The sequence below is a fragment of the Salipiger sp. PrR007 genome, assembly GCF_010499845.1.
GTDB classification, from domain to species: Bacteria; Pseudomonadota; Alphaproteobacteria; order Rhodobacterales; family Rhodobacteraceae; genus Salipiger; species Salipiger pacificus_A.
Genome location: NZ_JAAGOZ010000104.1, coordinates 25,847 through 47,550, shown reverse-complemented (window position 1 = coordinate 47,550; position 21,704 = coordinate 25,847). Strand labels below are relative to the sequence as shown.

Annotated in this window: 24 protein-coding genes; 5 read left to right on the top strand and 19 right to left on the bottom strand. The window is 66.1% G+C overall.

Annotated elements, in window-relative coordinates:
• Window positions 1-26: 26 nt before the first annotated feature.
• Entirely contained in the window at window positions 27-251 is a 225-nt protein-coding gene (locus G0Q01_RS25895; protein WP_164198345.1) for a hypothetical protein, read from the bottom strand.
• Between the two features lie 317 nt (window positions 252-568).
• Here G0Q01_RS25895 and speB point away from each other — a divergent pair, with 317 nt between their 5' ends.
• Window positions 569-1,516 (top strand): agmatinase, encoded by a 948-nt coding sequence (gene speB, locus G0Q01_RS25890; protein ID WP_164198347.1) that lies wholly within the window; start codon window positions 569-571, stop codon window positions 1,514-1,516.
• A 239-nt stretch (window positions 1,517-1,755) separates the two neighbouring features.
• Here speB and G0Q01_RS25885 read toward each other — a convergent pair whose 3' ends face one another.
• Window positions 1,756-2,127, bottom strand: a complete 372-nt coding sequence (locus G0Q01_RS25885) for a DUF2237 family protein (protein WP_164198349.1) — start codon at window positions 2,125-2,127, stop codon at window positions 1,756-1,758.
• A gap of 92 nt (window positions 2,128-2,219) precedes the next feature.
• Window positions 2,220-2,906: an aminoacyl-tRNA hydrolase gene (pth, locus tag G0Q01_RS25880; protein ID WP_164198351.1), complete on the bottom strand. Its 687-nt coding sequence runs from the start codon at window positions 2,904-2,906 to the stop codon at window positions 2,220-2,222.
• 76 nt (window positions 2,907-2,982) lie between these two features.
• Between pth and G0Q01_RS25875 the strand changes: the two genes are divergently transcribed.
• Window positions 2,983-3,294 (top strand): antibiotic biosynthesis monooxygenase, encoded by a 312-nt coding sequence (locus G0Q01_RS25875; protein WP_164198353.1) that lies wholly within the window; start codon window positions 2,983-2,985, stop codon window positions 3,292-3,294.
• A 76-nt stretch (window positions 3,295-3,370) separates the two neighbouring features.
• Here the strand turns inward: G0Q01_RS25875 and G0Q01_RS25870 are convergent, their stop codons facing one another.
• The gene (locus G0Q01_RS25870; RefSeq protein ID WP_108969397.1) at window positions 3,371-3,991 is read right to left on the bottom strand and encodes a 50S ribosomal protein L25/general stress protein Ctc; all 621 of its coding nucleotides are present in this window, start codon (window positions 3,989-3,991) and stop codon (window positions 3,371-3,373) included.
• Between the two features lie 186 nt (window positions 3,992-4,177).
• On the opposite strand from G0Q01_RS25870, the gene G0Q01_RS25865 reads away from it, so the two are divergent.
• A complete protein-coding gene (locus G0Q01_RS25865) occupies window positions 4,178-5,320 on the top strand; it encodes an MFS transporter (protein ID WP_164198355.1) in 1,143 nt (380 codons plus the stop codon).
• Window positions 5,321-5,323: 3 nt separating this feature from the next.
• Here G0Q01_RS25865 and G0Q01_RS25860 read toward each other — a convergent pair whose 3' ends face one another.
• The 5 genes from G0Q01_RS25860 to cyoA are packed head-to-tail and all read right to left on the bottom strand — an operon-like array spanning window position 5,324 to window position 10,223.
• Window positions 5,324-6,076: an SURF1 family protein gene (locus G0Q01_RS25860; protein WP_164198357.1), complete on the bottom strand. Its 753-nt coding sequence runs from the start codon at window positions 6,074-6,076 to the stop codon at window positions 5,324-5,326.
• Window positions 6,073-6,528, bottom strand: coding sequence for a cytochrome o ubiquinol oxidase subunit IV (gene cyoD / locus G0Q01_RS25855; protein ID WP_164198359.1), 456 nt, complete (start codon window positions 6,526-6,528; stop codon window positions 6,073-6,075). The genes G0Q01_RS25860 and cyoD overlap by 4 nt, the downstream gene beginning before the upstream one ends.
• Window positions 6,528-7,157: a cytochrome o ubiquinol oxidase subunit III gene (cyoC, locus tag G0Q01_RS25850; RefSeq protein ID WP_370457356.1), complete on the bottom strand. Its 630-nt coding sequence runs from the start codon at window positions 7,155-7,157 to the stop codon at window positions 6,528-6,530. The genes cyoD and cyoC overlap by 1 nt, the downstream gene beginning before the upstream one ends.
• Window positions 7,154-9,151 (bottom strand): cytochrome o ubiquinol oxidase subunit I, encoded by a 1,998-nt coding sequence (cyoB, locus tag G0Q01_RS25845; RefSeq protein WP_164198509.1) that lies wholly within the window; start codon window positions 9,149-9,151, stop codon window positions 7,154-7,156. Before cyoB ends, cyoC begins: the two co-directional genes overlap by 4 nt.
• On the bottom strand, window positions 9,141-10,223 hold the full coding sequence (gene cyoA / locus G0Q01_RS25840; protein WP_235940425.1) for a ubiquinol oxidase subunit II: 1,083 nt from the start codon (window positions 10,221-10,223) through the stop codon (window positions 9,141-9,143). Before cyoA ends, cyoB begins: the two co-directional genes overlap by 11 nt.
• A gap of 553 nt (window positions 10,224-10,776) precedes the next feature.
• On the opposite strand from cyoA, the gene G0Q01_RS25835 reads away from it, so the two are divergent.
• A complete protein-coding gene (locus G0Q01_RS25835; RefSeq protein ID WP_164198361.1) occupies window positions 10,777-11,523 on the top strand; it encodes a hydratase in 747 nt (248 codons plus the stop codon).
• A 76-nt stretch (window positions 11,524-11,599) separates the two neighbouring features.
• Here the strand turns inward: G0Q01_RS25835 and G0Q01_RS25830 are convergent, their stop codons facing one another.
• The 3 genes from G0Q01_RS25830 to surE form a co-directional block, all read right to left on the bottom strand.
• Window positions 11,600-12,808, bottom strand: coding sequence for a peptidoglycan DD-metalloendopeptidase family protein (locus tag G0Q01_RS25830; RefSeq protein ID WP_164198362.1), 1,209 nt, complete (start codon window positions 12,806-12,808; stop codon window positions 11,600-11,602).
• A 63-nt stretch (window positions 12,809-12,871) separates the two neighbouring features.
• Window positions 12,872-13,516 carry a protein-L-isoaspartate(D-aspartate) O-methyltransferase gene (locus tag G0Q01_RS25825; RefSeq protein WP_108969382.1) on the bottom strand — a complete coding sequence of 215 codons (645 nt, stop codon included), beginning with the start codon at window positions 13,514-13,516 and terminating at the stop codon, window positions 12,872-12,874.
• Window positions 13,513-14,298 (bottom strand): 5'/3'-nucleotidase SurE, encoded by a 786-nt coding sequence (gene surE / locus G0Q01_RS25820; protein ID WP_164198363.1) that lies wholly within the window; start codon window positions 14,296-14,298, stop codon window positions 13,513-13,515. Before surE ends, G0Q01_RS25825 begins: the two co-directional genes overlap by 4 nt.
• A 230-nt stretch (window positions 14,299-14,528) precedes the next feature.
• Here surE and G0Q01_RS25815 point away from each other — a divergent pair, with 230 nt between their 5' ends.
• Window positions 14,529-15,224 carry a substrate-binding domain-containing protein gene (locus G0Q01_RS25815; protein WP_164198364.1) on the top strand — a complete coding sequence of 232 codons (696 nt, stop codon included), beginning with the start codon at window positions 14,529-14,531 and terminating at the stop codon, window positions 15,222-15,224.
• 21 nt (window positions 15,225-15,245) lie between these two features.
• Here G0Q01_RS25815 and G0Q01_RS25810 read toward each other — a convergent pair whose 3' ends face one another.
• The 7 genes from G0Q01_RS25810 to G0Q01_RS25780 form a co-directional block, all read right to left on the bottom strand.
• Complete coding sequence (locus G0Q01_RS25810) at window positions 15,246-15,893, bottom strand: SDR family oxidoreductase (protein WP_164198365.1); 648 nt, start codon at window positions 15,891-15,893, stop codon at window positions 15,246-15,248.
• A gap of 88 nt (window positions 15,894-15,981) precedes the next feature.
• Window positions 15,982-16,230, bottom strand: a complete 249-nt coding sequence (locus G0Q01_RS25805) for a pilus assembly protein PilP (RefSeq protein WP_164198366.1) — start codon at window positions 16,228-16,230, stop codon at window positions 15,982-15,984.
• A gap of 165 nt (window positions 16,231-16,395) precedes the next feature.
• Window positions 16,396-17,871, bottom strand: a complete 1,476-nt coding sequence (purF, locus tag G0Q01_RS25800) for an amidophosphoribosyltransferase (RefSeq protein WP_164198510.1) — start codon at window positions 17,869-17,871, stop codon at window positions 16,396-16,398.
• Window positions 17,872-18,109: 238 nt separating this feature from the next.
• Window positions 18,110-18,682 (bottom strand): CvpA family protein, encoded by a 573-nt coding sequence (locus G0Q01_RS25795; protein ID WP_164198367.1) that lies wholly within the window; start codon window positions 18,680-18,682, stop codon window positions 18,110-18,112.
• Window positions 18,683-18,726: 44 nt separating this feature from the next.
• Window positions 18,727-20,094: a DNA repair protein RadA gene (gene radA / locus G0Q01_RS25790; protein ID WP_164198369.1), complete on the bottom strand. Its 1,368-nt coding sequence runs from the start codon at window positions 20,092-20,094 to the stop codon at window positions 18,727-18,729.
• A 131-nt stretch (window positions 20,095-20,225) separates the two neighbouring features.
• Window positions 20,226-21,023: a DNA repair protein gene (locus tag G0Q01_RS25785; protein ID WP_108969371.1), complete on the bottom strand. Its 798-nt coding sequence runs from the start codon at window positions 21,021-21,023 to the stop codon at window positions 20,226-20,228.
• A 156-nt stretch (window positions 21,024-21,179) separates the two neighbouring features.
• Entirely contained in the window at window positions 21,180-21,617 is a 438-nt protein-coding gene (locus G0Q01_RS25780) for a paraquat-inducible protein A (protein ID WP_164198371.1), read from the bottom strand.
• Between the last annotated feature and the right edge of the window lie 87 nt (window positions 21,618-21,704).

Here is a 21,704-nt window from a genome sequence, read left to right as displayed (position 1 = left end):
CTGGCGGCGGCGGTCCACGACCTTGATCAGAGCGCCCTGTCCAGCGTCTGGCTCTTGTCGGGCTGCAGGGTTTTCGGGGCAGCGCCGCATGGATCCACGACCATGGAATGACAGACGAGACCGGCCAGTCGTGCGAGTGGATCAGCGCAATTCCATTGATGCGCATTCGCCGTCCCGCATAGGCGCGCCGGCACCCGGCCGCGTCCTTCGTGCTCGGACCCGGCCAGCATCTCGATGTCCTTGAAGAACACCTGCGCGGCGTTCTTCGCAACAGAGCGCTAAAAAAACGCAAGTCACTTCAGGCCATGCCGAATGGTGCAGCGAGCGAGGATCGGACCTCGCTTGGAAGGGCGAAAACAACGTTAGAATAAGTGCTTATCTTGACCTCTTGAAGATATGCTAGAAGGGATGTGGCATTGTCGGCGCAAACGGTCGCTACTGCACGGAATGTCTTGCGAGGCCGAGGTGCAAAACTTCGGGAGAATCCGAAGTGATTTTCGGAATTTGCTTATTTCTTCGAAGCGCGCGAGCGCGGAAGACTGGCGGGGATAGGAACTTCGAGGCTCTGATGTCAGAATTCAATCAACCACTTGGTGGAAACGTCATGCCGCGCACCGGCGGCCCGGGGACGATGATGCGGCTGCCGACACAGCCAACGGCAGAAGGGCTTGATGCCTGCTTCGTCGGAATCCCGATGGATATCGGCACCTCGAACCGTCCGGGGACCCGTCTCGGTCCGCGGCAGATTCGCGACGAAAGCCGGATGATCCGCCCCTACAACATGGCGACCCGCGCGGCGCCCTTCGACAGCCTGCAGGTGGCGGACATCGGCGATGTGCCGATCAATCTCTATGACCTGAAGAAATCGGTCGACATCATCACCGAGCACTACACTGGGATCTTGTCGCATGACGTTGTGCCGCTGACCTTGGGCGGCGATCACACGCTGACCTGGCCGGTGCTGCGCGCCATCGCCGCAAAGCATGGGCCGGTGGCGCTGATCCACGTGGACGCGCATTCCGACACCAACGAAGAGATGTTCGGCGAGACCATCGCCCACGGCTGCCCTTTTCGGCGCGCCCATGAGGACGGGCTGCTGCTCAATGACAAGGTGTTCCAGATTGGCCTGCGCGGCTCGGGCTACGCGCCCGAGGATTTCGACTGGGGCCGCGAAAAGGGGTGGACGGTCATTCCCGCCGAAGAGTGCTGGCACAAGTCGCTGGCGCCCTTGATGGACGAAATCCGCGCCCAGATCGGCGATGCGCCGGTCTACCTCAGCTATGACATCGACAGCCTCGACCCGGCCTTTGCGCCGGGCACTGGAACCGTCGAGGTGGGCGGTCTGACGACCATCCAGGGCCTCGAGATCATCCGCGGCTGCGCCGGGCTGAACCTCGTCGGCTGCGATCTCGTGGAAGTCTCGCCGCCCTATGATCCCGCCGGCAACACGGCTGTCATCGCGGCGAACTACCTCTTCGAGATGCTCTGCGCTTTGCCGGGCGTGGCGCGCGGCTGAGGTCGGGCGGGGGCCAGAAGTGGTCCTTCTCAAAGTTTCCCGAAAAGAAGGCAGGGGGCCTCCTGGCCCCCTTTTGGGTTGCTCCCAACCCGGCTCAGCTCGGGCGGGACGCTGCGCGCGATCCTCGGGCCAGGGGATGCCGATTGCCTCGACAGCCGCGTGCCGCATCGTTTCCGGCAGGTGGGAGCGGAGCGCTGCGTACTCTTCTCCGTCCGTGCGCCGCCGACCTGCTGAAGTCTCTACTCGGCCCTGTGCTGCTCGAGGATGTCCCGCGCGACCACCTCGAGCGCCCGGGCGTGGGTCGACTCAAGCTGCACCTTCGGCGCGCAGCCCTCGTCATGCGCCTGAAGGAAGCGCAGCGCGCAAAGGCACCATTGATCGCCCGGCTTCAGTCCCGGAAAGCGCAGCCCGGGGCGCGGGGTCGAAAGGTCGTTGCCGACGTATTTGGAATAGGCAAGGAACTCGGCGGTCATCACCGCGCAGACCGTGTGTCTGCCCGCATCCTCGGCGCAGGTGTTGCAATGGCCGTCGCGGAAATAGCCCGTCACTGGGTCGACCGAACAGGGGTGAAGCTGACCGCCCAATACGTTGACCGCCCGATCCTTCTGCATCGCGTCCTCCGCTGTCTGTGGTTTCGCCCCAGGACCAGCCTAGAGAGACGCCGCGCCTCGGGCAAGGTGCCGAGCTGCGAGGGCGGGCTCCGTCAGCGGAACTTGTCGGCGAGCTTCTGCAGCGGGCTGCGGTTGTCCTCGGTCTCGGCTTCGTCGGCGGGTTTCGCATCGCCCTTCGCCTCGGCCTTGGGAGGTGATTTCGACGAGCGTGGCGGTGCCACGCGCAGGGCGACGGCGTTCTGGAAGCCGGGCTTGTCGCCCTCGGCCAGAGCCTTGGCGCCGTCGGAGATGCCGCGCATCAGATCGTCCAACCAGCCTTCCTCGGCCTTGGCGAAGTCATGCAGCACGTAGCCCGACACCGCCTCCTTGCGCCCGGGGTGGCCGATGCCGAGGCGGATGCGGTGGTAGGCCTCGCCGATGTGCTGGTGGATCGAACGCAGACCGTTGTGCCCGGCATGGCCGCCGCCGGTCTTCACCCGGCACTTGCCCGGCGCGAGATCGAGCTCATCGTGAAAGACCGTCACGTCGCCCGGCTCGAGCTTGAAGAAGCGCATCGCCTCGCCGACCGACTGGCCCGAGAGGTTCATGAAGGTCTGCGGTTTCAGCAGCAGCACTTTCTCGCTGCCCAGACGGCCCTCGGCGACCTCGCCCTGGAAGCGCGCGCGCCAGGGGGTGAAGCCGTGATCCTCGGCGATCCGGTCGACCGCCATGAAGCCGATATTGTGCCGCGTCTTCGCGTATTTGCCGCCGGGATTGCCCAGACCCACGAAAATCTGCACCGCGTCTCTCCGAATTGCTTCCTTTCGGCCCTAGATAGGGCGGGGACGGCGATAGCACAGACAGGAAGGAGAGACCATGTATCTCACGATGAACCGCTTCAAGGTGATGCCGGAAAAGGCGGCGGAGTTCGAGGAGGTCTGGGCGCAGCGCGACAGCCAGCTGAAGTCCGTACCGGGCTTCCGCAGCTTTGCCCTGCTGAAGGGTCCGGAGCGCGAGGATCACATCCTCTACGCCTCGCACACCATCTGGGAGGACGAGGAGAGCTTCATCGGCTGGACCAAGAGCGAGGCCTTCCGCATCGCCCACAAGGGCGCAAAAGGTCGGGCCGAGATGTACCGCGGCGGGCCGGAGCTGGAGATCTTCGAGTCGGTGATCGAGCTGGACTGAAGGGCGCGCGCGGCACTGAAACGCAAACGGCCCCGCCGATCTGGCGGGGCCGTCAATCCGTCGGAGGGCGCGAGGATCACTCCTCTGCGGCGGCCTCTTCAGCTTCTTCGGCATCGTCGGCAACCAGACCGCGCGGCGCCGAGATGTTGGCGATCACAAAGTTGCGGTCGATGGTCGGCTTCACGCCTTCCGGCAGGACAACGTCGCTGATGTGGATCACGTCGCCGATCTGCTTGCCGGCCAGGTCCACGGTGATGTGGTCCGGGATGTCGCCGGCCAGAACGTTCAGCTCGACTTCCTGACGCACGATGGTCAGAACGCCGCCGCGCTTGAGGCCCGGTGCCTGCTCGTCGTTGATGAAATCAACGTGGATGAACAGGTTGATCCGCGAGGTGCGGCGCAGGCGCATCAGGTCGAAGTGCGTCGGAAGGTCCTTCACGACGTCGCGCTGGACGTCACGGCAGATCACGCGCACATCCTCGTGGCCATCGACCTTGAGGTTGAAGAGGGTCGACTTGAAGCGACCGGCCTTCAGGGTCTTCAGCAGCGAGTTGAACGGGATCTGGATCGGAAGCGGCTCTGCTTCACCACCAAAGACGATCCCCGGAACCATGCCGTCGCGACGAGCTTGCCGAGCGGCGCCCTTGCCCGTCCCCGACCGTTCCAGGGCTACGAGATCAGGAATCTCACCAGCCATAATGTATCTCCAATGTATCTAGGGCAGGGTGCCTCCAAGGCTGTCACCCCGCGATGAACGCAGCCCCATAGACCGGATCGCGCTTTTCGGCAAGGGCTGAATCGCCACACGCCCGGGGCAGGCGCGCCGCGGGCGCGGTTTTTACCTATCTGGACGTTCCGCGCGGCCCGTGTCACGGCTTGCGGCATGAGCATCCTGTCCGATATCCGCCTGATCCGCCGCCCGCTCGCGGGCTTTGCTGCCATCGGCATTTGCTGGGGCGTTTTCGCAGGCTGCGTGCCGGCGATCAAGGCGCAGGTGGGGCTCTCGGACGGGGCCTTCGGTGCGGCCATGCTGGTCTCGACCTGCGGCGCGATCCTCGCCATGTGGCTGGCGCCCTGGGCCGAAGAGCGTTTGCGGGCGCTGGCCATGCCGCTCTTCACCGCGCTGCTCGGCTTGGGTTTCCTGTTGCCCGGTCTCGCGGGGGACTGGGGTCAATTCGCCGGGGCGATGCTGCTCTGCGCCGCGGCTGCGGGCACGGTGGATGTGGCGATGAATGCGCAGCTGTCGCAACTCGAGGCGCGCTCGGGGCGGCCGCTGATGAACCTCGCGCACGGCGGCTACTCGCTGGTCTACGCCTGTGCCGCGCTGGCGGCGGGCATCGCGCGGGGCGCCGACGTGCCGATCTGGGGCATTTTCCTCGGTGCCACCGGCGTGACGTTGGTCGCGGCACTTGTGGCGCGCGGCGGCGAGGTCGTGGTGCCCCAAGAGGAGGCAAGGAGCGGAAGCCGCGCGCCGCTGCCTTGGGGGATCATCGCTCTGGCGGGGGTGGTCATCTGCATCGGCTTCATGGCCGAGCAGGCGACAGAGGCGTGGTCGGCGCTGCATCTCGAGCGCAACCTCGGCGCGGGGGCCGTGGGCGGCGCGCTTGCGCCGACGCTGCTCGGCCTCACCATGGGCGCGGGGCGCCTTTCGGGGCAGGGGCTGATCCGGCGCATCAACGGCGCGGGCGTGCTCGGCGCGGGCGCCGGGCTCGCGGCGTTGGGATCGGTGATCGCGGCGCTGGCGCCAACGGCGCTGATCGGCTGGATCGGCTTCGCGGTGCTTGGGTTCGGCGTGTCGGTCCTGGCACCCATGGCCTATGCCTGGCTTGGCGCGCGGCTGACACCGCAGGCGCGGGCACGGGCGATCAGCCGGGCGACGGTGATTGGCTATACCGGCTTTTTCATGGGACCGCCGATGATGGGCGGGCTGTCGGAGCTGTTCGGGCTGCGCGCCTCTTTCGGGGCGGTGGCGCTGCTGCTGCTGCTCGTTCCGCTGGTGCTGCTGCCGCTCATGGCGCGGCGCTGAGGCTCAGCGGCCCCGGCGCAGTTCCGTCCAGAGGAACAGGCCCCAGGCGGCCACCACCATCAGCGCGAGGCCGGCCCAGGTGAGCGCGTAGCTTAGGTGGGCGTTGCGGAAACTGACCACGGTCTGACCGCCACGCGGCCAGGCCCTGGGATCAGTGCCCATCTCCTGATCAACGAAATACGGCGCGGCATTTTCGAGTCCCTTGGCGGCGGTGATCGAGCCGATGTCGCGGCGGTACCATTGCCCGTTCTCTGGATCGTTGTCGCGCGAGAAGAGCCAGCCGCGGTCCTCCGACAGGCGCAGCAGGCCGGTCACGGTCTGCGGTCCCTCGGGTGCCGAGCGGGTGGCGGGATCCCTGAGGTTTTCCGGAACCAGCCCGCGGTTGACGAACACCACCGTGCCGTCGTTGCGGCGCAACGGGGTCAGGACCCAGTAGGCAGGGCCGAAATCGGCGGGGGTGTAAATCTGCACTTCCTCGTCGTTGAGGAAGGTGCCGCGGAGAGTGACATGCCGGTACTCGGCGCTCTCGGCGGTGATCCCGGCCCAGTCATCCGGGCCGGGAGCGGGGACGGGCGCGGCATGGACACGCGCCTCGACCCTTTCGATCAGGGCCACTTTCCAGTGCAACCGGTTCACCTGCCAGATCGCCAGCGAGGTGAAGCCGATCAGACCGGCAAGGGCGATGAGCGTGACCACCACGATGAGTGGCCAGCGGCGGCGCTGCTCGCCGGTCTTACGCGCCGCCGCGCCGCTCATTTGCCGTGGTCCATCTGGCTATGGTCCATTTCGCCATGGCCGGCGTGGCTGCCTTCGGCACCACCGTGGGTCATGCCCTGCATGGAGGCTCCGGGCGTGGCCTCGGAATCCATGGTCATGTTGCCCTCGCTCATCGGCATCATGTTGGTGTTCATGTTGTACATGACCCAGAGCGAGCCTGCGAGGACGATCGCCACGATGACCACCGCGAGGATGGTCGCCGCGAGGGTCCAGCCCTCTTCGGTGCTGCTCTTGAGGTGCAGGAAGTACACGAGGTGCACCACGATCTGGACGGCGCCCAGACCCATGATGATCGCGACGATGGTTCCGGGCGCGAGCCCGGTGTCCATCATGACCAACGCGAAGGGGATGATGCTCAGGATCGCCGCGAGGGCGAAACCGATCATCAGCTGGCCCATGGTGCCGTGCGACGTGTCGGAATGTGCGCTCATCAGATCAGCCTCACGAGGTAGACGAAGGAGAACACCCCGATCCAGACCAGATCGAGGAAGTGCCAGAACATGCTCAGCGTCGCGAGACGCTGCATGTTCGCCGGGATCATGCCCTTCATGCGGATCTGCGCGATCATCACGCAGAGCCAGATCAGGCCAGCGGTCACGTGCAGACCGTGGGTGCCAACCAGCAGGAAGAAGGCCGACAGGAAGGCCGAACGGTCAGGACCCGCGCCGATGTGGATCAGGTGGTTGAACTCGTAGAGTTCCATCCCGATGAAGCCCGCGCCGAAGAGACCGGTGACGACCAGCCACAGCGTGGTGCCGTCCATGTCGTGCTTGTCGGCTTTCAGCATGGCGATGCCGAAGGTGACCGAGGAGATCAGCAGCAGGGCGGTCTCGATGAGCACGAAGCCCGGTTCGAAGAGGTCCTTCGGACCCGGCCCGCCGGCGAAGTTGTTGCCGAGCACGGCGTAGGCGGCGAAGAGCGATGCAAAGATGATGCAGTCGCTCATCAGGTAGATCCAGAACCCGATGGGGGTGGGGCTCTCGTGGTGATGATCGGGGTGGTGGTCGGGGCCGTCAGGCCCCGCCACGCGTCCGGTCAGCGGAGTGTCGAGCATGGTCATGCGACGTCTCCCTTCGCTTCCATTTCAGCGACCTTTGCCGCCGGGATCCAGTGATCCTGGTTGTAGTTGAAGGTATGCGCGATCACCGTCGCGATCATCGCGATGAACGAGACCGCGGCGAGCCACCAGATGTACCAGATCATCGCGAAGCCGAAGACCAGGGCCATGGCAGCGACGATGACGCCGGTGGCCGTGTTGTTGGGCATGTGGATGTCCTGGTAGTTGGTCGACCACTTGAAGCCGTCCTGCTTCATCTTCCAGAAGTAGTCACGGCCGGAGACCACGATGTCCTGCGGGAAGTTGTAGTGGGCGGGCGGCGACTGGGTTGCCCAGTCGAGGGTCCGCGCATCCCAGGGGTCGTTGCCGACGGCGAGTTCCTTGCGGCGCAGGATCGAGACGGCGAAGTTGATGAAGCCGCAGGCAATGCCACAGGCGATCAGCACCGCGCCGAAGGCGGCGATGATGAAGTAGATCTGCCACGCCTGGTCCATGTAGCTCTGCAGGCGGCGCGTCACGCCCATCAGGCCGAGCGCGTAGAGCGGCATGAAGGCGAAGTAGAAACCGACGAACCAGAACCAGAAGGTGCGGCGCCCCCATTTGTCGTCCAGCTTGAAGCCGAAGGCCTTGGGCCACCAGAAGGTGACGGCGGCATAGACCCCGAACACCACGCCGCCGATGATGACGTTGTGGAAGTGGGCGACCAGGAAGAGCGTGTTGTGCAGCTGGAAATCAACCGGCGGAACCGCCAGCAGAACGCCGGTCATGCCGCCGATGGCGAAGGTCACGATGAACCCGGTGGTCCAGAGCATCGGCACTTCGAAGCGCACGCGACCCCGGTACATGGTGAAGAGCCAGTTGAAGACCTTCACCCCGGTGGGGACTGCAATGATCATCGTGGTAATGCCGAAGAAGGCGTTCACGTCGGCGCCCGAGCCCATGGTGAAGAAGTGGTGCAGCCACACGATGAAGGACAGGACCATGATACAGGCGGTCGCCCAGACCATCGTCTTATAGCCAAAGAGCGGCTTGCCCGAGAAAGTCTGCACGATCTCCGAGAACACGCCGAAGATCGGCAGGATCAGGATGTAGACCTCGGGGTGACCCCAGATCCAGATCAGGTTCACGTACAGCATGGAATTGCCGCCGAGATCGTTGGTGAAGAAGTTGAAGCCGAGGTAACGATCAAGCGTCAGCATGGTCAGCGTTGCGGTCAGCACAGGGAAGGCCGCGACGATCAGCACGTTGGTGCAGAGCGTGGTCCAGGTGAAGACCGGCATGTCGAACATCTTCATGCCCTTGGCGCGCATCTTGAAGATCGTCGCGAGCAGGTTCACGCCGGACAGCGTTGTCCCCACACCGGCGATCTGCAGCGACCACAGGTAGTAGTCCACGCCGGGCCCATGCGAGAAGGACGATCCCGACAAGGGCGGGAAGGCCAACCAGCCGACACGGGCGAACTCGCCGACAAAGAGCGAGATGTTCACCAGCAGCGCGCCGGCCACCGTCATCCAGAACGAGAAGTTGTTCAGGAAGGGGAAGGCCACGTCGCGGGCACCGATCTGCGTCGGCATGACGAAGTTCATAATGCCGGTGACGAACGCCATCGCGACGAAGAAGATCATGATCACGCCGTGGGCGGTGAAGACCTGGTCGTAGTGGTGCGGGGGCAGGTAGCCCTCGGCGCCGCCTGCGGCCAGGGCTTGCTGGGCACGCATCATCAGCGCGTCGGCAAAGCCGCGGATGAACATGATGAAGCCGAGGATCATGTACATGATCCCGATCTTCTTGTGGTCGACGCTGGTGATCCAGTCACGCCAGAGCGGACCCCAGAGCTTGAAATAGGTCATCAGGACCAGCGCGGCGATGCCGCCCAGCACGATGGCCGAGAAGGTGCCCACGAGGATCGGCTCGTGGTAGGGAATCCAATCGAGGGTCAGTCGGCCGAAAAGCGGCGACCAGGTCTCGGGGGCTTGGACATGGGCTTCAGAGGCCATCGTGCGCTGCTCCCTCATGCGAGTTCATGGAAAGGGTGTCGCCCTCCGCGTGGCCGCCATGGGCTGGAGCGGACGGGGTTGCCGGCACGCCGATCGGATTGCCGAAGCCGTCGATCGCGCGCTGTTCGTCGTATTGGTACTTGTGCTTGTCGGCGATCCCTTCGAGGCCGCCGCCGCCCATTTCGTCCTGCATCATCATCTGATCCATGCAGACCTTGCCTTCGTCGACGCAGAGGCCGCGGATGCGGTCGAAGAGGGTGGCGTCGACGCCGCTGTAGTACTGCACATCGTTGGCCATCGTCGGCACCTCAAGCTCGAGGTAGGCTTCGCGCGACAGCTCGTCGTTCGACGCGCGGGCCTTTTCGACCCATTGGTCGAAATCGGCGTCGTTCATCGCCAGCGTTTGGAAGTGCATCTCCGAGAATCCGGGGCCCGAGTAGTGCGCCGCCTGGCCGAAGTAGGTGCCTTCCTCATCGGCGATGAGGTGCAGCTTCGTCTCCATGCCCGCCATGGTGTAGATCATGCCGCCGAGCGCCGGGACCGAGAAGGTGGTCATCACGGTCGAGGAGGTCAGGCGCAGGTTGATCGGACGGTTCGCCGGCACTGCCAGCTCGTTGACCGAGGCCACGCCCTGCTCGGGGTAGATGAACAGCCATTTCCAGTCCAGCGAGACCACGTCCACCTCGATCGGCTCGCCGATCTCCCTGCCGATCTCTGCGGCATCCAGCTGCCGGTACGGGTCGAGCCGATAGGTGTAGATGTAGGTGTAGACGCCGAGGATCGCGACGATGACAATCGGCACACCCCAGAGCACGTATTCGAGCCGGGTCGAGTGCGCCCAGGTCGGGGCGTAATCGGAAAGGTCGGAGCGATCGGCGCGGTAGCGCAGCGGGAACCAGACGGCCATGAAGATGACCGGGATGATCACGATCAGCATGAGCAGGGTCGAGATGACCAGCAGGTCACGCTGCTCGGCGGCCACCCAGCCCGACGGCGCTAGCACGTCGTACTGGCACGCCGATAGGCTCGCGACCGCTCCCAGCAGGATCGGAATTTTGAACGATAGTCTCAAGTCAGCCTCGCAGGTCTTTCCGGATCGGCGGGTGAGAGGAGGAGGCCGCTCCGGGAGAACATTATCGGGCACGCTCAGCACGGGCGCGTCCGTTACAGGTGGTCCGCGCGTAAAATGCTGCGGGCGCGAACCGAATAGGTCATTCCGTCGCACATCTTTGCTGATCAGCTTTGCGTGACGGAACGTGCGGCGCTGCGACTCGCTCGCCGCGCGGGCCGGAAATAGACCGGGGACCTCTGGAGATTCTAGGGAAATCATGCGGAAACCCGCATCATTTTGCGCGGCCGCGCGCTCGAGGTCCGGCGCGGTTCAAGCGGGGACGAGGCTGCTCGCTGCGGGAGCTTGAACACTTCACACAAAAAGTTGAACATTTTCCTCCGAGGCTTGCGGTGCTTTGTTCAGAAGTCGTGCAGGCTGCCGTTGCGGGAAGCCGCAATTGCCGCCGCGCTCTTGTGTGCAGATTCGCCGCCGCTTGGCGGGCACCCGGCGATGGTCTAAGCCTTTGCGCGCCGCCGGCGGCTAGCCGGACCCAGTTCCCTGCCGGAGAGTTCCCATGTCCATCCCGACCCATCTGTCCGATTTTGTCGCTGCAGCGCAGCGCGCGCATGAGACCGGGGTACGTTTCGCGCCCACAGCACGCGGCATGACAGTGCCCGCAAACCGGGACGAGTGTCTTGCCGTGCAGGCGGCCATCGCCGGGGCACGCGGCGCCGTGGCCGGGTTCAAGGTGGCCGCGGGGGCGGGCCAGGTAGCGCCCGTGGTCGCGCCCATCGCCGCGGCCGATGTGGTGGCGAAGGGCGGCAGCATCGCGGTGACGGACCTCCTTGGCATCGAGCTGGAGATTGGCTTCGAGCTTCTCAAGCCGCTGCCCGGCCCGGGCCTGCCCGAGCCCGTGGCCGAGTATTTCAAGCCGCGCCCGGTGATCGAACTGGTCGACACGCGGCTCGAGGGCGAGGGCGCCGACACGCCGTTGCTGAAACTTGCCGACATGCAGATCAACGCGGGGCTGGTGTCCGGCACCGCGCTCGAGAGCTGGGATGGCAGCGATTTTGGTGCCGTCGAGGCTCGGCTTGTCGCCGGAGGGACGATGGTTCTGGATGGCGCGGCATGCGTGCCCGGTGGTTCTGCTCTGGCGAACCTCCGGCTTCTTTGCGAGGTGCTGGGGGATCATTGCGGCGGGCTGCAGCCGGGCCAGGTGGTGATCACCGGCTCGCTCTGCGGGCTGCCCTACTTCCCCGCCGGCACCGAGGTCTCGGGCGAGATCGCGGGGCTCGGCACCGTTGCGGTCTCGCTGATCTGACACGGCAACGCGCTGAACAAAAAGAAAAACCCCGCGCCGGTTGGCGCGGGGTTCATCATTTGGGGACCAGCCGCGCTCAGCGCAGGTAGCTCATCGGGTCAACGCTGTCGAAGCCCTTGCGGACCTCGAAGTGCAGGAAGGCCGGGTCGGCGGCGCGCACCGAGCCGATGGTCTGGCCGCGGCTCACTGCGTCGCCCTTCTTGACCTGCAGGCCGTCAAGATGAGTGTAGATCGACAACAGCTCGTCAGGGTGGCGGATGACCACGATCTGCACGTTGTCGGTGTTGCGGGTGATCGCCGCAACCGTGCCGCTGGCGGCGGCCTTCACGGCGCTGCCCGCAGGGGCCGAGATGTCGATCCCCTCGTTCTTGCCCTTGGAGTATTCGCGCACGATCGAGCCGTTCACCGGCATGGCCATGAGCGCGTTCGACGTGGCCTGACCGATGTCGGCCACCGGCTTGGTGGCGGCGGTGGTCTTGGCGGCGGAGGCCTGCGCGGTTCGTGACGGCTCATCCTGGGGCAGCGGTTGCGCCGCGGAGGGCGGCTGCGGGGTCGGCGAGCCGGTGCCGGGCGCCACGGTCACCGCCTCGGCGCGGGTGGCGCGCTGCTCGACCACGGGGATCAGCAGGTACTGGCCTTCACGCAGGGTGAAATTGGCATCGAGCCCGTTCCATTCGGCCAGCGACTTCGGCGTCACGCCGTAGAGCCGCGCCACGGTATAGGCGGTCTCGCCGCGCTGCACCTTGTGGCGGATCGGCTCGACGCCGCCGGTCTGCGCGGCGGCACTGGGCGCGCGGCTCTGACCGCTGGTCTGGGCCGGGGCGAGCGTGGTGGTGGTCACTTCCGAGGGGCGCGCGGTGGCCGGGGCGTTGTTGATCGCATTGCCGGCGAGCGTGGTGATGTCCACGGCGCCGGTCGGCACTGCCACGCCGACGCGGCTCGGCAGCGCGATGATCTCGTCCGGCCGAAGCGGATCGTTTGGCTGCATGCCGTTGTAGCGAGCGACCTCTCCGGCGGGCAGGCCGACGCGGTTCGCCACGTCCGCCACGGTGTCGCCGGTTCGGGCGACGGCCACTTGGTAAGTTGGGTAGGACAGCACGCCGCGCGCATCGGGCACGGGCCGGTCGGCGGTGCTGGCCGAGAGCGCGGCCTGAGATGTGTCGAGCGAGCCGCCCATGCGGCCGCGCATGTCGTAGTCGATCGGGCCGGCACAGGCCGCCAGCAGGGCGGCCGCGGCCAGCGGCCCGGCGATGCGGGTGGCGGATGTGCGGAATGCGTCGTCCATCTGTCTCGATCCTCACCTGCGCCCCTTGTCCCGGGACGTCATGTCAATTGCCGCCTGCGGGGGTCAGCTTTCCTTGGCCAGACCTTCCACAAGCGGCACGAAGCGCACGGGGCGCAGCTCGTCATAGTCGAAGCCCTGTTCCGTGCGGGTCACCCGGATGAGGTGCTGCACGGTGTCGGACTGCCCCACGGGCAGAACCATGATACCGCCAATCCGCAGCTGGGCCAAGAGCGGGCCGGGCGGGTCTTCTGCCGCGGCGGTCACCAGAATGCGATCAAAGGGCGCCTGGTCGGGAAGGCCAAAGCTGCCATCGGCAGTGAAGGCGGTGATATTCGAAAGATCGAGGGTGTCAAACACCTTGCGGGCCTCGACCACGAGACGGCGGTGACGGTCCACCGTATAGACCCGCCGTGCCAGCTGGCTGAGGATCGCCGCCTGATAGCCCGAGCCCGTGCCCACCTCGAGCACCTTGTCGCGGTTCGACACGTTCAGCGCCTGGGTCATCAGCCCGACCACCGAGGGCTGCGAGATGGTCTGCCCGCAGGGGATCGGCAGGGGCATGTCCTCGTAGGCGCGGTCGGTGAAATAGCCTTTCACGAAGAGCCCGCGGTCGATCTTCTCCATCGCCTCGAGCACGAGGCTGTCGGTCACCCCGCGCGAGCGCAAGGCGAAAAGGAGCTGCATCTTGGCGTCGGCGTCGAAACTCATGTGAAGGCCTTTTCGAGGGCGGCCAGCGCGGCATGGTCGGTCAGGTCGGCGCGCATCGGGGTAACCGAGATGTAGCTCTCGAGGTTCGCCGCCGCATCGGTGCCCGCGGGCGCGGGCCGTCGCTGGTCGCCGCCCCGGATCCACAGGAAGCGCCGGCCCGAGGGCGAGAGGTGCGGCTCGACCGAGTAGTTGGTCTCGGCCCGGCGGCCCTGCGGCACGACGCGGGTGCCCTTGACCTCCTTTGCGGGGCAGGGCGGGAAGTTCACGTTCCAGAACAGCCGATAGTCGCCATCGCTCTCGGTGCCCGCTGCGAGGATGCGACGGATCACCTCGGCGCCATGGGCGGCGGCGGTCTCGAAGGGGTTCGTCAGGTCGCGGGTGCGCGGCCCGAGGTACTGCGACAGGGCAATCGACGGCAGCCCCTGCAGCGCGCCTTCCATGGCGCCGCCGAGTGTGCCGGAATAGAGCGCGTTCTCGGCCGAGTTGTTGCCCCGGTTCACGCCGGAGAGCACGAGGTCGGGCGGGCAGTCCTTCATCACGTCATGCAGGCCGGCCAGAACGCAGTCGGCGGGGCTGCCCTCGGCGGCCCAGCGGCGTGGTCCCATCTCGGCGATCATCATTGGGTGGGTGTAGCTGATGCAATGGGCCACCCCCGATTGCTCGAAGGCGGGCGCCACTGTCCAGACCTCGCCCTCGGGTCCGGCGAGCTCTTCGGCGATGGCCTGCAGCACCGCCAGCCCCGGGGCGTTGATGCCGTCGTCATTGGTGATGAGAATGCGCATGATGGGATCCCTGTTATGGACCTTCCATAGGCAATGGCCCGCTGTGGAGCAAGGCGCAGCAGGGCAGCAGGGCGCCTCCGGTGCGTTCAGGGGTCGAGGTGTGACTCAGAAGTTGCGGAGGGTGTCGCAGCTGCCGCGACACAGCCGTGTGATCACGATCCGCGGCAGAGGCTTCGCAGGGGGCCGGAACATGCTATCGTCCGCCGACATCGCATTATGAGGCGAACCCGATGCCGTCGCAGGAACTTGTCATACTCGTGCCGCTGGCGATCAAGTCGGTGATCGGCTCGCTGCGCGGGTGCATCGAACAGGCGGCGGGCGTCTCGCTGCGCCCGGTACATGATCTCAATCCGGCGATTGCCGAGCGTGTCTTCTCGGGCCGCCGTGGCGACATCGGGCTGAGCAATCCGCAATACGTCCGGCAGCTCACCGACGCGGGCTATGTGGATCGTGCCGCGCATCGGGCCTTCGGCAGGGTGCGGCTCGCGGTGGCGCGCCAGCACGGAGCCGGCGGGCCGGTGGTGACCGGAACCAAAGAGATCGTCGATCTGCTCACGTCGGCGCAGAGCATCGGCTACACCGGAGCGGGCACCAGCGGGCGGACCTTCCTGGGCGTCTTGGGGCGGCTCGGGCTCGTGGCGACCGTGGGGCCGCGCTGCCGGCCCATGGGGGGCGGCGCGCCGGTCCTCGCCGTGGCCGCAGGAGAGATCGAGTTCGCGGTGGCGCCGCTGACGACGATCCTCGGCAGTCCGGGTGTCGAGCCCGCAGCGATCTTTCCCGACGAGCTCGAGACGCATATCGACATGTCTGTCTTTGTCACGCGGACAGCGGCGCCCGAGGCGATGGCTGTGCTTGACTTCCTGACCTCGCCGGAGCTCGACGCGCAGCTGGCGGCCAACGGGGTGTCCCGCTTCGAGCTGGGCTGAGGCCAGTCCGACGCCGAGCGGTCAGATAAGGTCGAGATCAGCCAGAAGCCGCGACGCCTCGGCGTAGGGCGAGGCGAGCACGGTCTTGTCCTCGCCGGGGTGGAAGACCACGCGGGTGGTGGTGTGCATCGGCCTGGGGCTGACGATGTCGACCTTCGGACCGGTCTTGCCTGTCTCTGCCTGCCAGCTCCGCGCGAGCGCAATCTGCGCGCCCTTGGTGGTGCCGTAATGGCCGTAGAACTTCTGACCCGAGTGGTCATCCTCGAAGAAGACGGCACGGCCCTCAGCGCCGAGCAGCGGGGTGATGTAGGGGATCAGCACGCCTGTCGCGGTCAGGTTGGTCGCGATCGACTTCGCCCAGTCCTTCTGGTCCAGGTGGTTGGCCGGGGCCAGCGGCGCCGCATGTACAGCGGTGTGCAGCCAGAGCGCAATTCCGCCCCAGCGGTCCCAGACCGAGCGGCACAGCTGCGCCATGGCCTCGGGCTTGGTGATGTCCATGGGGGCGAGCGTCGCCGCCCCGCCCTTGGCCTTGATGCGGTCGTCGAGATCCTCGAGCCCGCCGACGGTGCGGCCGACGGCAACGATGTGGTATTCCGGTGCGAGCGCTTCGGCGAGGGCAAAGCCCAGCCCGCGCGAGGCTCCGGTGACAAGGGCGATCTTTTCACTCATGGCACGCCCTCTCGCCCGGACACGGACGAATGTCAATTCGCCCGAAATGCCGCAGGCCGCGCCTGCCGCCCGCCGTGTCCTGCGGGTGTCAGGGCAGCTTGATCCACTCGGCGGAGCCACCCTTGGACAGGGCAACGCGGTCCTCGTCGATGGCAACGATCTTCTGGCGGCCGATCTGCGTGCCGACGCCGACGGTCATCACCCGGCCATCGGGAAGCCGCACCAGAGCGCGGGGATCGCGGTTCGAGCCGCGCACGCCCAGCAAGGCGATGCCGCGCGGCAAAGGCGCCTGCGTGGTGGCGCTGGCGGCAACCTTCGGGGGGGTGGAATTTGCCATGGCCTGCTCTCCTTGGTCTGGTTGCGGCGGATTGCAGCCAGATAAAGAAGGGGCGTGGGCATAAAAAGGGGGACGCGTGGTCACGTCCCCGTGCGCGCCGCAACGGAACATTGGAAGCGGCGGAAAGCGGCGCGCGCCTCGGCGAGGAGGCGCGCAGCCGATGCGTTACTCTGCCGCAGTCTTGAGCTTGAAGCCCTTCTCGATCATGTCCGCCGGCTCGACCGGGTACTCGCCCGAGAAGCAGGCGTCGCAATACTGCGGGCACTTGTTGTTGCGGCCCTCTTCGCTCGCCCCGACGGCGCGGTAAAGACCGTCGAGGGAGATGAACTTGAGGCTGTCGACACCGAGGTGCTCGCGCATCTCGTCCTCGGACATCGTCGCGGCCAGCAGCTTTTCGCGCTGCGGCGTGTCGACTCCGTAGAAGCACGGCCAGGCGGTGGGCGGCGAGGCGATGCGGAAGTGCACCTCGGCGGCGCCGGCATCAAGGATCATCTCCTTGATCTTGCGCGAGGTGGTGCCGCGTACCACCGAGTCGTCCACCAAGATAACCCGCTTGCCACGGATCAGCGCGCGGTTGACGTTGAGCTTGAGGCGCACGCCCATGTTGCGGATCTGCTCGGTCGGCTCGATGAAGGTCCGGCCCATGTATTGGTTGCGGATGATCCCCATGCCATAGGGAATGCCGCTTTCATGGGCATAACCGATCGCCGCGGGGGTGCCGCTGTCGGGCACCGGGCAGACGAGGTCGGCCTCGACCGGCGCCTCTCGGGCCAGCTCGACGCCGATCTGCCGGCGGGTCTCGTAGACCGAGCGGCCGCCGATGATCGAGTCGGGACGCGAGAAGTAGACGTGCTCGAAGATGCAGAACTTCGAGGCCTGGGCGCGGAACGGACGGCGGCTCTCGACCTTGCCCCCCGAGATGACGACCATCTCGCCGGGCTCGATCTCGCGCACGAACTCTGCGCCGATGATGTCGAGCGCGCAGGTTTCCGAGCTCAGCACGTAGCCGTCGTCGGCCAGCTTGCCGAGCACCAGCGGGCGCACGCCCAGCGGGTCGCGCACGCCGATCAGCTTGGTGCGGGTCATGGCGACCACCGAGAAGGCACCCTCGACCCGGCGCAGCGCATCTTCCATGCGGGCCGGGATGTCCCGCTGCAGCGAGCGGGCCATCAGGTGGATGATGCACTCGCTGTCCGAGGAGCTCTGGAAGATCGATCCGCGCTCGATCAACTCGCGGCGCAGCGCGTCGGCATTGGTGATGTTGCCGTTGTGTGCGATGGCGGCACCGCCCATCGAGAACTCGCCAAAGAACGGCTGCACGTCGCGGATCGCCGCGCCTTTCGAGCCGGCGGTCGAGTAGCGCACATGGCCGATGGCAAGCTCGCCGGGCAGGGTTTCCATGAGCGAGGCGCGGGTGAAGTTGTCGCGCACGTAGCCGAAGCGGCGGGCCGAGTTGAACCCGTACTCGGGGTGGTAGGAGACGATCCCGCCGGCTTCCTGTCCCCGGTGCTGCAGCGCGTGCAGGCCGAGGGCGACGAAATTCGCCGCGTCGGTCACCCCGTTGACCCCGAACACGCCGCACTCTTCGTGCAGCTTGTCGGCATCGACGGAGTCGAAATCAAAGGGATGGGCGGGGGGCATCTGGCGATCGGACAAGGGCGGCTCCGAATCCATAGGGCTGGGGACAGCCCCCTCATACTGGCATGAGGGGCGCGTGTCACGGAAGCTTCGCATATGGACGCCGCGGCGCGGCGTGGCAAGGCATGCGCTAACACGTCTGCGGGATTTCGTGATCTTTGTGCGGGTGCCTGCGGCAGGCTGGCAACTAAAGAGCCGCGCCCGAAAGCGCGGCTCGATGTCCGGTCGATGGTCCTGCGGCTCAGGCGTCGCTGGCGCCCGGCGCTTCGCAGACGCCCACCAGCTGCTCGTATTGCGCGGTGATCCAGCCGAGCGCGGCCTCTGGATTCTGCGCCTCGATTTTGCTGGTGAACTGGGCGAAGACCGCCGCCGAGCGCGAATCGTTGACCATGGGGATATCCTGCGCGGTGATCACCGTCTCGTAGACGAAGAAGGCGATCGCCACGAGCAGCACGCCGCGCGCCACGCCGAAGAGGAAGCCGAGCCCCTGGTCGAGCCCACCGAGCGCCGAGCGCTGCACCAGGCTGGAAAAGACCGGGGTGAAGAGCGAGACGACGACCAGCGCCAGCGCAAAGACCGCGGCGAAGGCGGCGATGATCGACAGCTCGCAGCTGTCGGCGAGGAAGTCGCCGAGCACCGGGATTTCCTTGACCAGCGGCTGCACCTGCGGCGCGAAGATAAAGGCAAGGATCGCCGCGACGATCCAGCCCAGGATGGCCAGCGATTCGCGCACCAGCCCGCGCGAATAGGCGAGCAGTGCCGACAGCACGATGACGAGCGCGACGACCCCGTCGATGATAGTGAATCCGTCCATGCGCTTCGCGCCCCTCGTCTGATCCGATTGATCGATGCCGGGCCTTAGCCGGCGCCGAACATCTCTCCCACCAGAGTGACCAGGTCGGGCATCTGGCTGAGCGACATGCCGCTTTTGCCCGTGGCCTTTCCGCCCCTTGGCAGGATCGCGTTGGAAAAACCAAGTTTTTGCGCCTCTTTCAACCTGTTTTCGGTCTGGCCGACCGGTCTGAGGGCGCCGGAGAGGCTGATTTCGCCGAAAACAACTGTTTCCGGGGGTACGGCAATATCCTCGCGGGCGGAAAGCAGCGCAGCCGCCACGGCCAGATCCGCCGCGGGTTCGTTGATTTTCATGCCGCCCGCGACGTTGAGGTAGACATCGAGTCCCGCAAAGGGGATGCCGCATCGCGCCTCGAGTACGGCGAGGATCATCGCAAGGCGTCCGCCGTCCCAGCCAACGACCGAGCGCCGCGGTTGCGACTGCGGCGTGGGGGCGACGAGCGCCTGGAACTCGACCAGCACCGGGCGGGTGCCCTCGATTCCGGAAAAGACCACCGACCCGGGCGCGGGGGTGCCCCGCTCCGACAGGAACAGCGCCGAGGGGTTGAGCACCTCGGCAAGCCCGCCGCCGGTCATCTCGAAAACGCCGATCTCGTCGGCCGGGCCGAAACGGTTCTTGACCGAGCGCAGGATGCGGAACTGGTGGCCGCGCTCGCCCTCGAAATAGAGCACCGTGTCGACCATGTGCTCGACCACCCGCGGCCCGGCGATCTGCCCGTCCTTGGTGACATGGCCGACCATGATCACCGAGGTGCCGTGGCGCTTGGCAAAGGTGGTCAGCTCATGCGCCGCGGCGCGCACTTGCGCCACCGACCCCGGGGCGCTTGCGACGTTGTCGACCCACATGGTCTGGATCGAGTCGACGATCACCAGCCCCGGCTTCTCGGCCTCGAGCGTGGTGAGGATGTCGCGCAGGTTGGTCTCGGCGGCGAGCTGCACCGCGGCCTCGCCGAGCCCCAGACGCTGGGCGCGCATGCGCACCTGCGCGCGTGCCTCCTCGCCCGAGGCGTAGATCACCTTTTGCCCGGCGCGGGCAAAGGCCGCAGCCGCCTGCAGCAGCAGAGTCGACTTGCCGATGCCGGGATCGCCGCCCACCAGGATGGCCGACCCGGGCACCAGCCCGCCGCCAAGCACGCGATCGAGTTCCTCGATCTTCGAGGCGGTGCGCGGCGGCGCGGCTTCGGTCGTGGCGAGATCCGACAGCGCCACTTTGCGCCCGCGCGTGGCGCCAAGCGTCTTGCCGCCAGGCCCCTGCGAGAGCGGCACCTCTTCGGTGATGGAGTTCCATTCCCCGCAGGCATCGCAGCGCCCCGACCATTTCGAGGTGGCGTTGCCGCAAGACTGACAGACGAAATTCGCGGAAGCTTTGGCCATGCGCGGGTTCTGCCTGCTCGCGGAGCGCTGTGCAAGCTGGCCAGTTCTGCCACGCGCAAATATCCCGAGGGGGACGGCGGCAAAGCCGCAGAGGAGGCAGTGCCCCCTCCGCCGCGATCAGCCCACGGCGCTCATTCGGCCGCGCGCGGCAGAGGCACGACGCGTTCCTGACGCGGCGCCTCGGTGAACTCGGGGGCGGGTGCGTCCAGGGTGACCGTGGTCTCGGGCAGGATCTCGGGCAGGATATCCTCGAGTTCATCCACCAGCCGGGCAAGCTGCGCCTGCGCGATCGCCTCGTCGAGCTCGAGCCGTTCGTGCCAGCGCCGGATCTCCACCGCGGCCGCCTTGGCCTTTTCGATGCGAATGTTGAAATCCTCGACCTCTTGCTGTCGGGCGACCAGGAAATCCTGCGCTCGCTGCACGTTGCGATCGGAATAGGTGCGGGCGAGATCGCGGGACACGTGGCTCATCTGCGCCGCCACCTCGAGCACCGAGGGCTCGAGTTCGGCGAGGTCGGGATGGTCACGCAGGTAGGCGAGCCTCTCACGCACCGAATCGAACTCGGATTGCAGCTTGAAAACCCCCTCGCGGTCGGCGCGGTGCGACATCGTATAGGCGCGGGCAATATCGCGCATTCCGATGTGGAACGACCGGTGCGACCGTTCCAACGCCATCACATGCACGGCGTTCGGCAGGAAAGACACAAGTATCAGGGCAAGTCCGGCCAAGGTGCATTGCACCCAAAGACCGGCATTCTCAATCGGTTGCCCACCAAGGCTGAGGTCAAGTTCGAGCCAGGGCGCAAGCCCGGCAGCCGCAGCGGCGGTCCAGATCAACAGCGCCACCCCGACGGTGGCCACGACAATGAATGCCAGCTTCTGGAGGATATAGTGCAGGGCCAGACCTGCGTCACGAAGTTGGGACACCATGGGGGACTCCCAAGAAAAAGCCAAAGAAAGAACAGTAAAGAAATAGAATAGGGCGAGTGTACCGAAAGGAGAGGGAAATGTTAACTTTAATGACCGGCGCTCAGTTCGTGTGAACAATCGCAGTGGCAGAATTGCAATTGTTGCGGGAAACCCGAGTTATTTAGTCGCCTCTTTTTGGCTTTCGAGCAAACCTATGGCCAGCGACGCCAGGACGCAAAAGGTGAAGAGGTAGAGCCCCCAGCCGATCTCTATCCGGCCGACGCCCATGCCCTTGATCAGGGTGACGTAAACCGCAACAAGAAAGATGTCGGCCATCGCGAGTTTGCCCAGGGTGTTGACCAGCGGTAGCGCGCGGCGGGGCATCCGCCCGAACTGGACTAGCGCCAGCCCCCCGATCTTCGCCAGCGGCGCCACCAGCGCAAAGAGAGCCACCACCAGCGCAAGGAAGATGTCGCTGTGCCAGAGCGTGGCGATCCCCGAAAGGACGCTGATGTCCGACAGGCCGAAGAGCGGCAGCAGCCCCGCATGCATCAACGGTGCCCCCCAAGCGAGCGGGTAGAGCAGCAAGAGCGCGAGGTTGACGTATTTCAGCATGGGCAGCCTCGTGCCGGGGAAGGGGCGTCGCCCCTCGTCACCAGGCGGCGCCTTCACCCCGGCGTGTTTGGAAAGAGTAAAAGGGCC

Excerpts from the sequence above, each read along its gene's own strand:
- speB (WP_164198347.1), top strand. The coding sequence starts at position 569 with ATGTCAGAATTCAATCAACCACTTGGTGGAAACGTCATGCCGCGCACC.
- G0Q01_RS25885 (WP_164198349.1), bottom strand. The coding sequence starts at position 2,127 with ATGCAGAAGGATCGGGCGGTCAACGTATTGGGCGGTCAGCTTCACCCC.
- G0Q01_RS25875 (WP_164198353.1), top strand. The coding sequence starts at position 2,983 with ATGTATCTCACGATGAACCGCTTCAAGGTGATGCCGGAAAAGGCGGCG.
- G0Q01_RS25870 (WP_108969397.1), bottom strand. The coding sequence starts at position 3,991 with ATGGCTGGTGAGATTCCTGATCTCGTAGCCCTGGAACGGTCGGGGACG.
- G0Q01_RS25865 (WP_164198355.1), top strand. The coding sequence starts at position 4,178 with ATGAGCATCCTGTCCGATATCCGCCTGATCCGCCGCCCGCTCGCGGGC.
- G0Q01_RS25860 (WP_164198357.1), bottom strand. The coding sequence starts at position 6,076 with ATGAGCGGCGCGGCGGCGCGTAAGACCGGCGAGCAGCGCCGCCGCTGG.
- cyoD (WP_164198359.1), bottom strand. The coding sequence starts at position 6,528 with ATGAGCGCACATTCCGACACGTCGCACGGCACCATGGGCCAGCTGATG.
- cyoC (WP_370457356.1), bottom strand. The coding sequence starts at position 7,157 with ATGACCATGCTCGACACTCCGCTGACCGGACGCGTGGCGGGGCCTGAC.
- cyoB (WP_164198509.1), bottom strand. The coding sequence starts at position 9,151 with ATGGCCTCTGAAGCCCATGTCCAAGCCCCCGAGACCTGGTCGCCGCTT.
- G0Q01_RS25835 (WP_164198361.1), top strand. The coding sequence starts at position 10,777 with ATGTCCATCCCGACCCATCTGTCCGATTTTGTCGCTGCAGCGCAGCGC.
- G0Q01_RS25830 (WP_164198362.1), bottom strand. The coding sequence starts at position 12,808 with ATGGACGACGCATTCCGCACATCCGCCACCCGCATCGCCGGGCCGCTG.
- G0Q01_RS25825 (WP_108969382.1), bottom strand. The coding sequence starts at position 13,516 with ATGAGTTTCGACGCCGACGCCAAGATGCAGCTCCTTTTCGCCTTGCGC.
- surE (WP_164198363.1), bottom strand. The coding sequence starts at position 14,298 with ATGCGCATTCTCATCACCAATGACGACGGCATCAACGCCCCGGGGCTG.
- G0Q01_RS25815 (WP_164198364.1), top strand. The coding sequence starts at position 14,529 with ATGCCGTCGCAGGAACTTGTCATACTCGTGCCGCTGGCGATCAAGTCG.
- G0Q01_RS25810 (WP_164198365.1), bottom strand. The coding sequence starts at position 15,893 with ATGAGTGAAAAGATCGCCCTTGTCACCGGAGCCTCGCGCGGGCTGGGC.
- G0Q01_RS25805 (WP_164198366.1), bottom strand. The coding sequence starts at position 16,230 with ATGGCAAATTCCACCCCCCCGAAGGTTGCCGCCAGCGCCACCACGCAG.
- purF (WP_164198510.1), bottom strand. The coding sequence starts at position 17,871 with ATGCCCCCCGCCCATCCCTTTGATTTCGACTCCGTCGATGCCGACAAG.
- G0Q01_RS25795 (WP_164198367.1), bottom strand. The coding sequence starts at position 18,682 with ATGGACGGATTCACTATCATCGACGGGGTCGTCGCGCTCGTCATCGTG.
- radA (WP_164198369.1), bottom strand. The coding sequence starts at position 20,094 with ATGGCCAAAGCTTCCGCGAATTTCGTCTGTCAGTCTTGCGGCAACGCC.
- G0Q01_RS25785 (WP_108969371.1), bottom strand. The coding sequence starts at position 21,023 with ATGGTGTCCCAACTTCGTGACGCAGGTCTGGCCCTGCACTATATCCTC.
- G0Q01_RS25780 (WP_164198371.1), bottom strand. The coding sequence starts at position 21,617 with ATGCTGAAATACGTCAACCTCGCGCTCTTGCTGCTCTACCCGCTCGCT.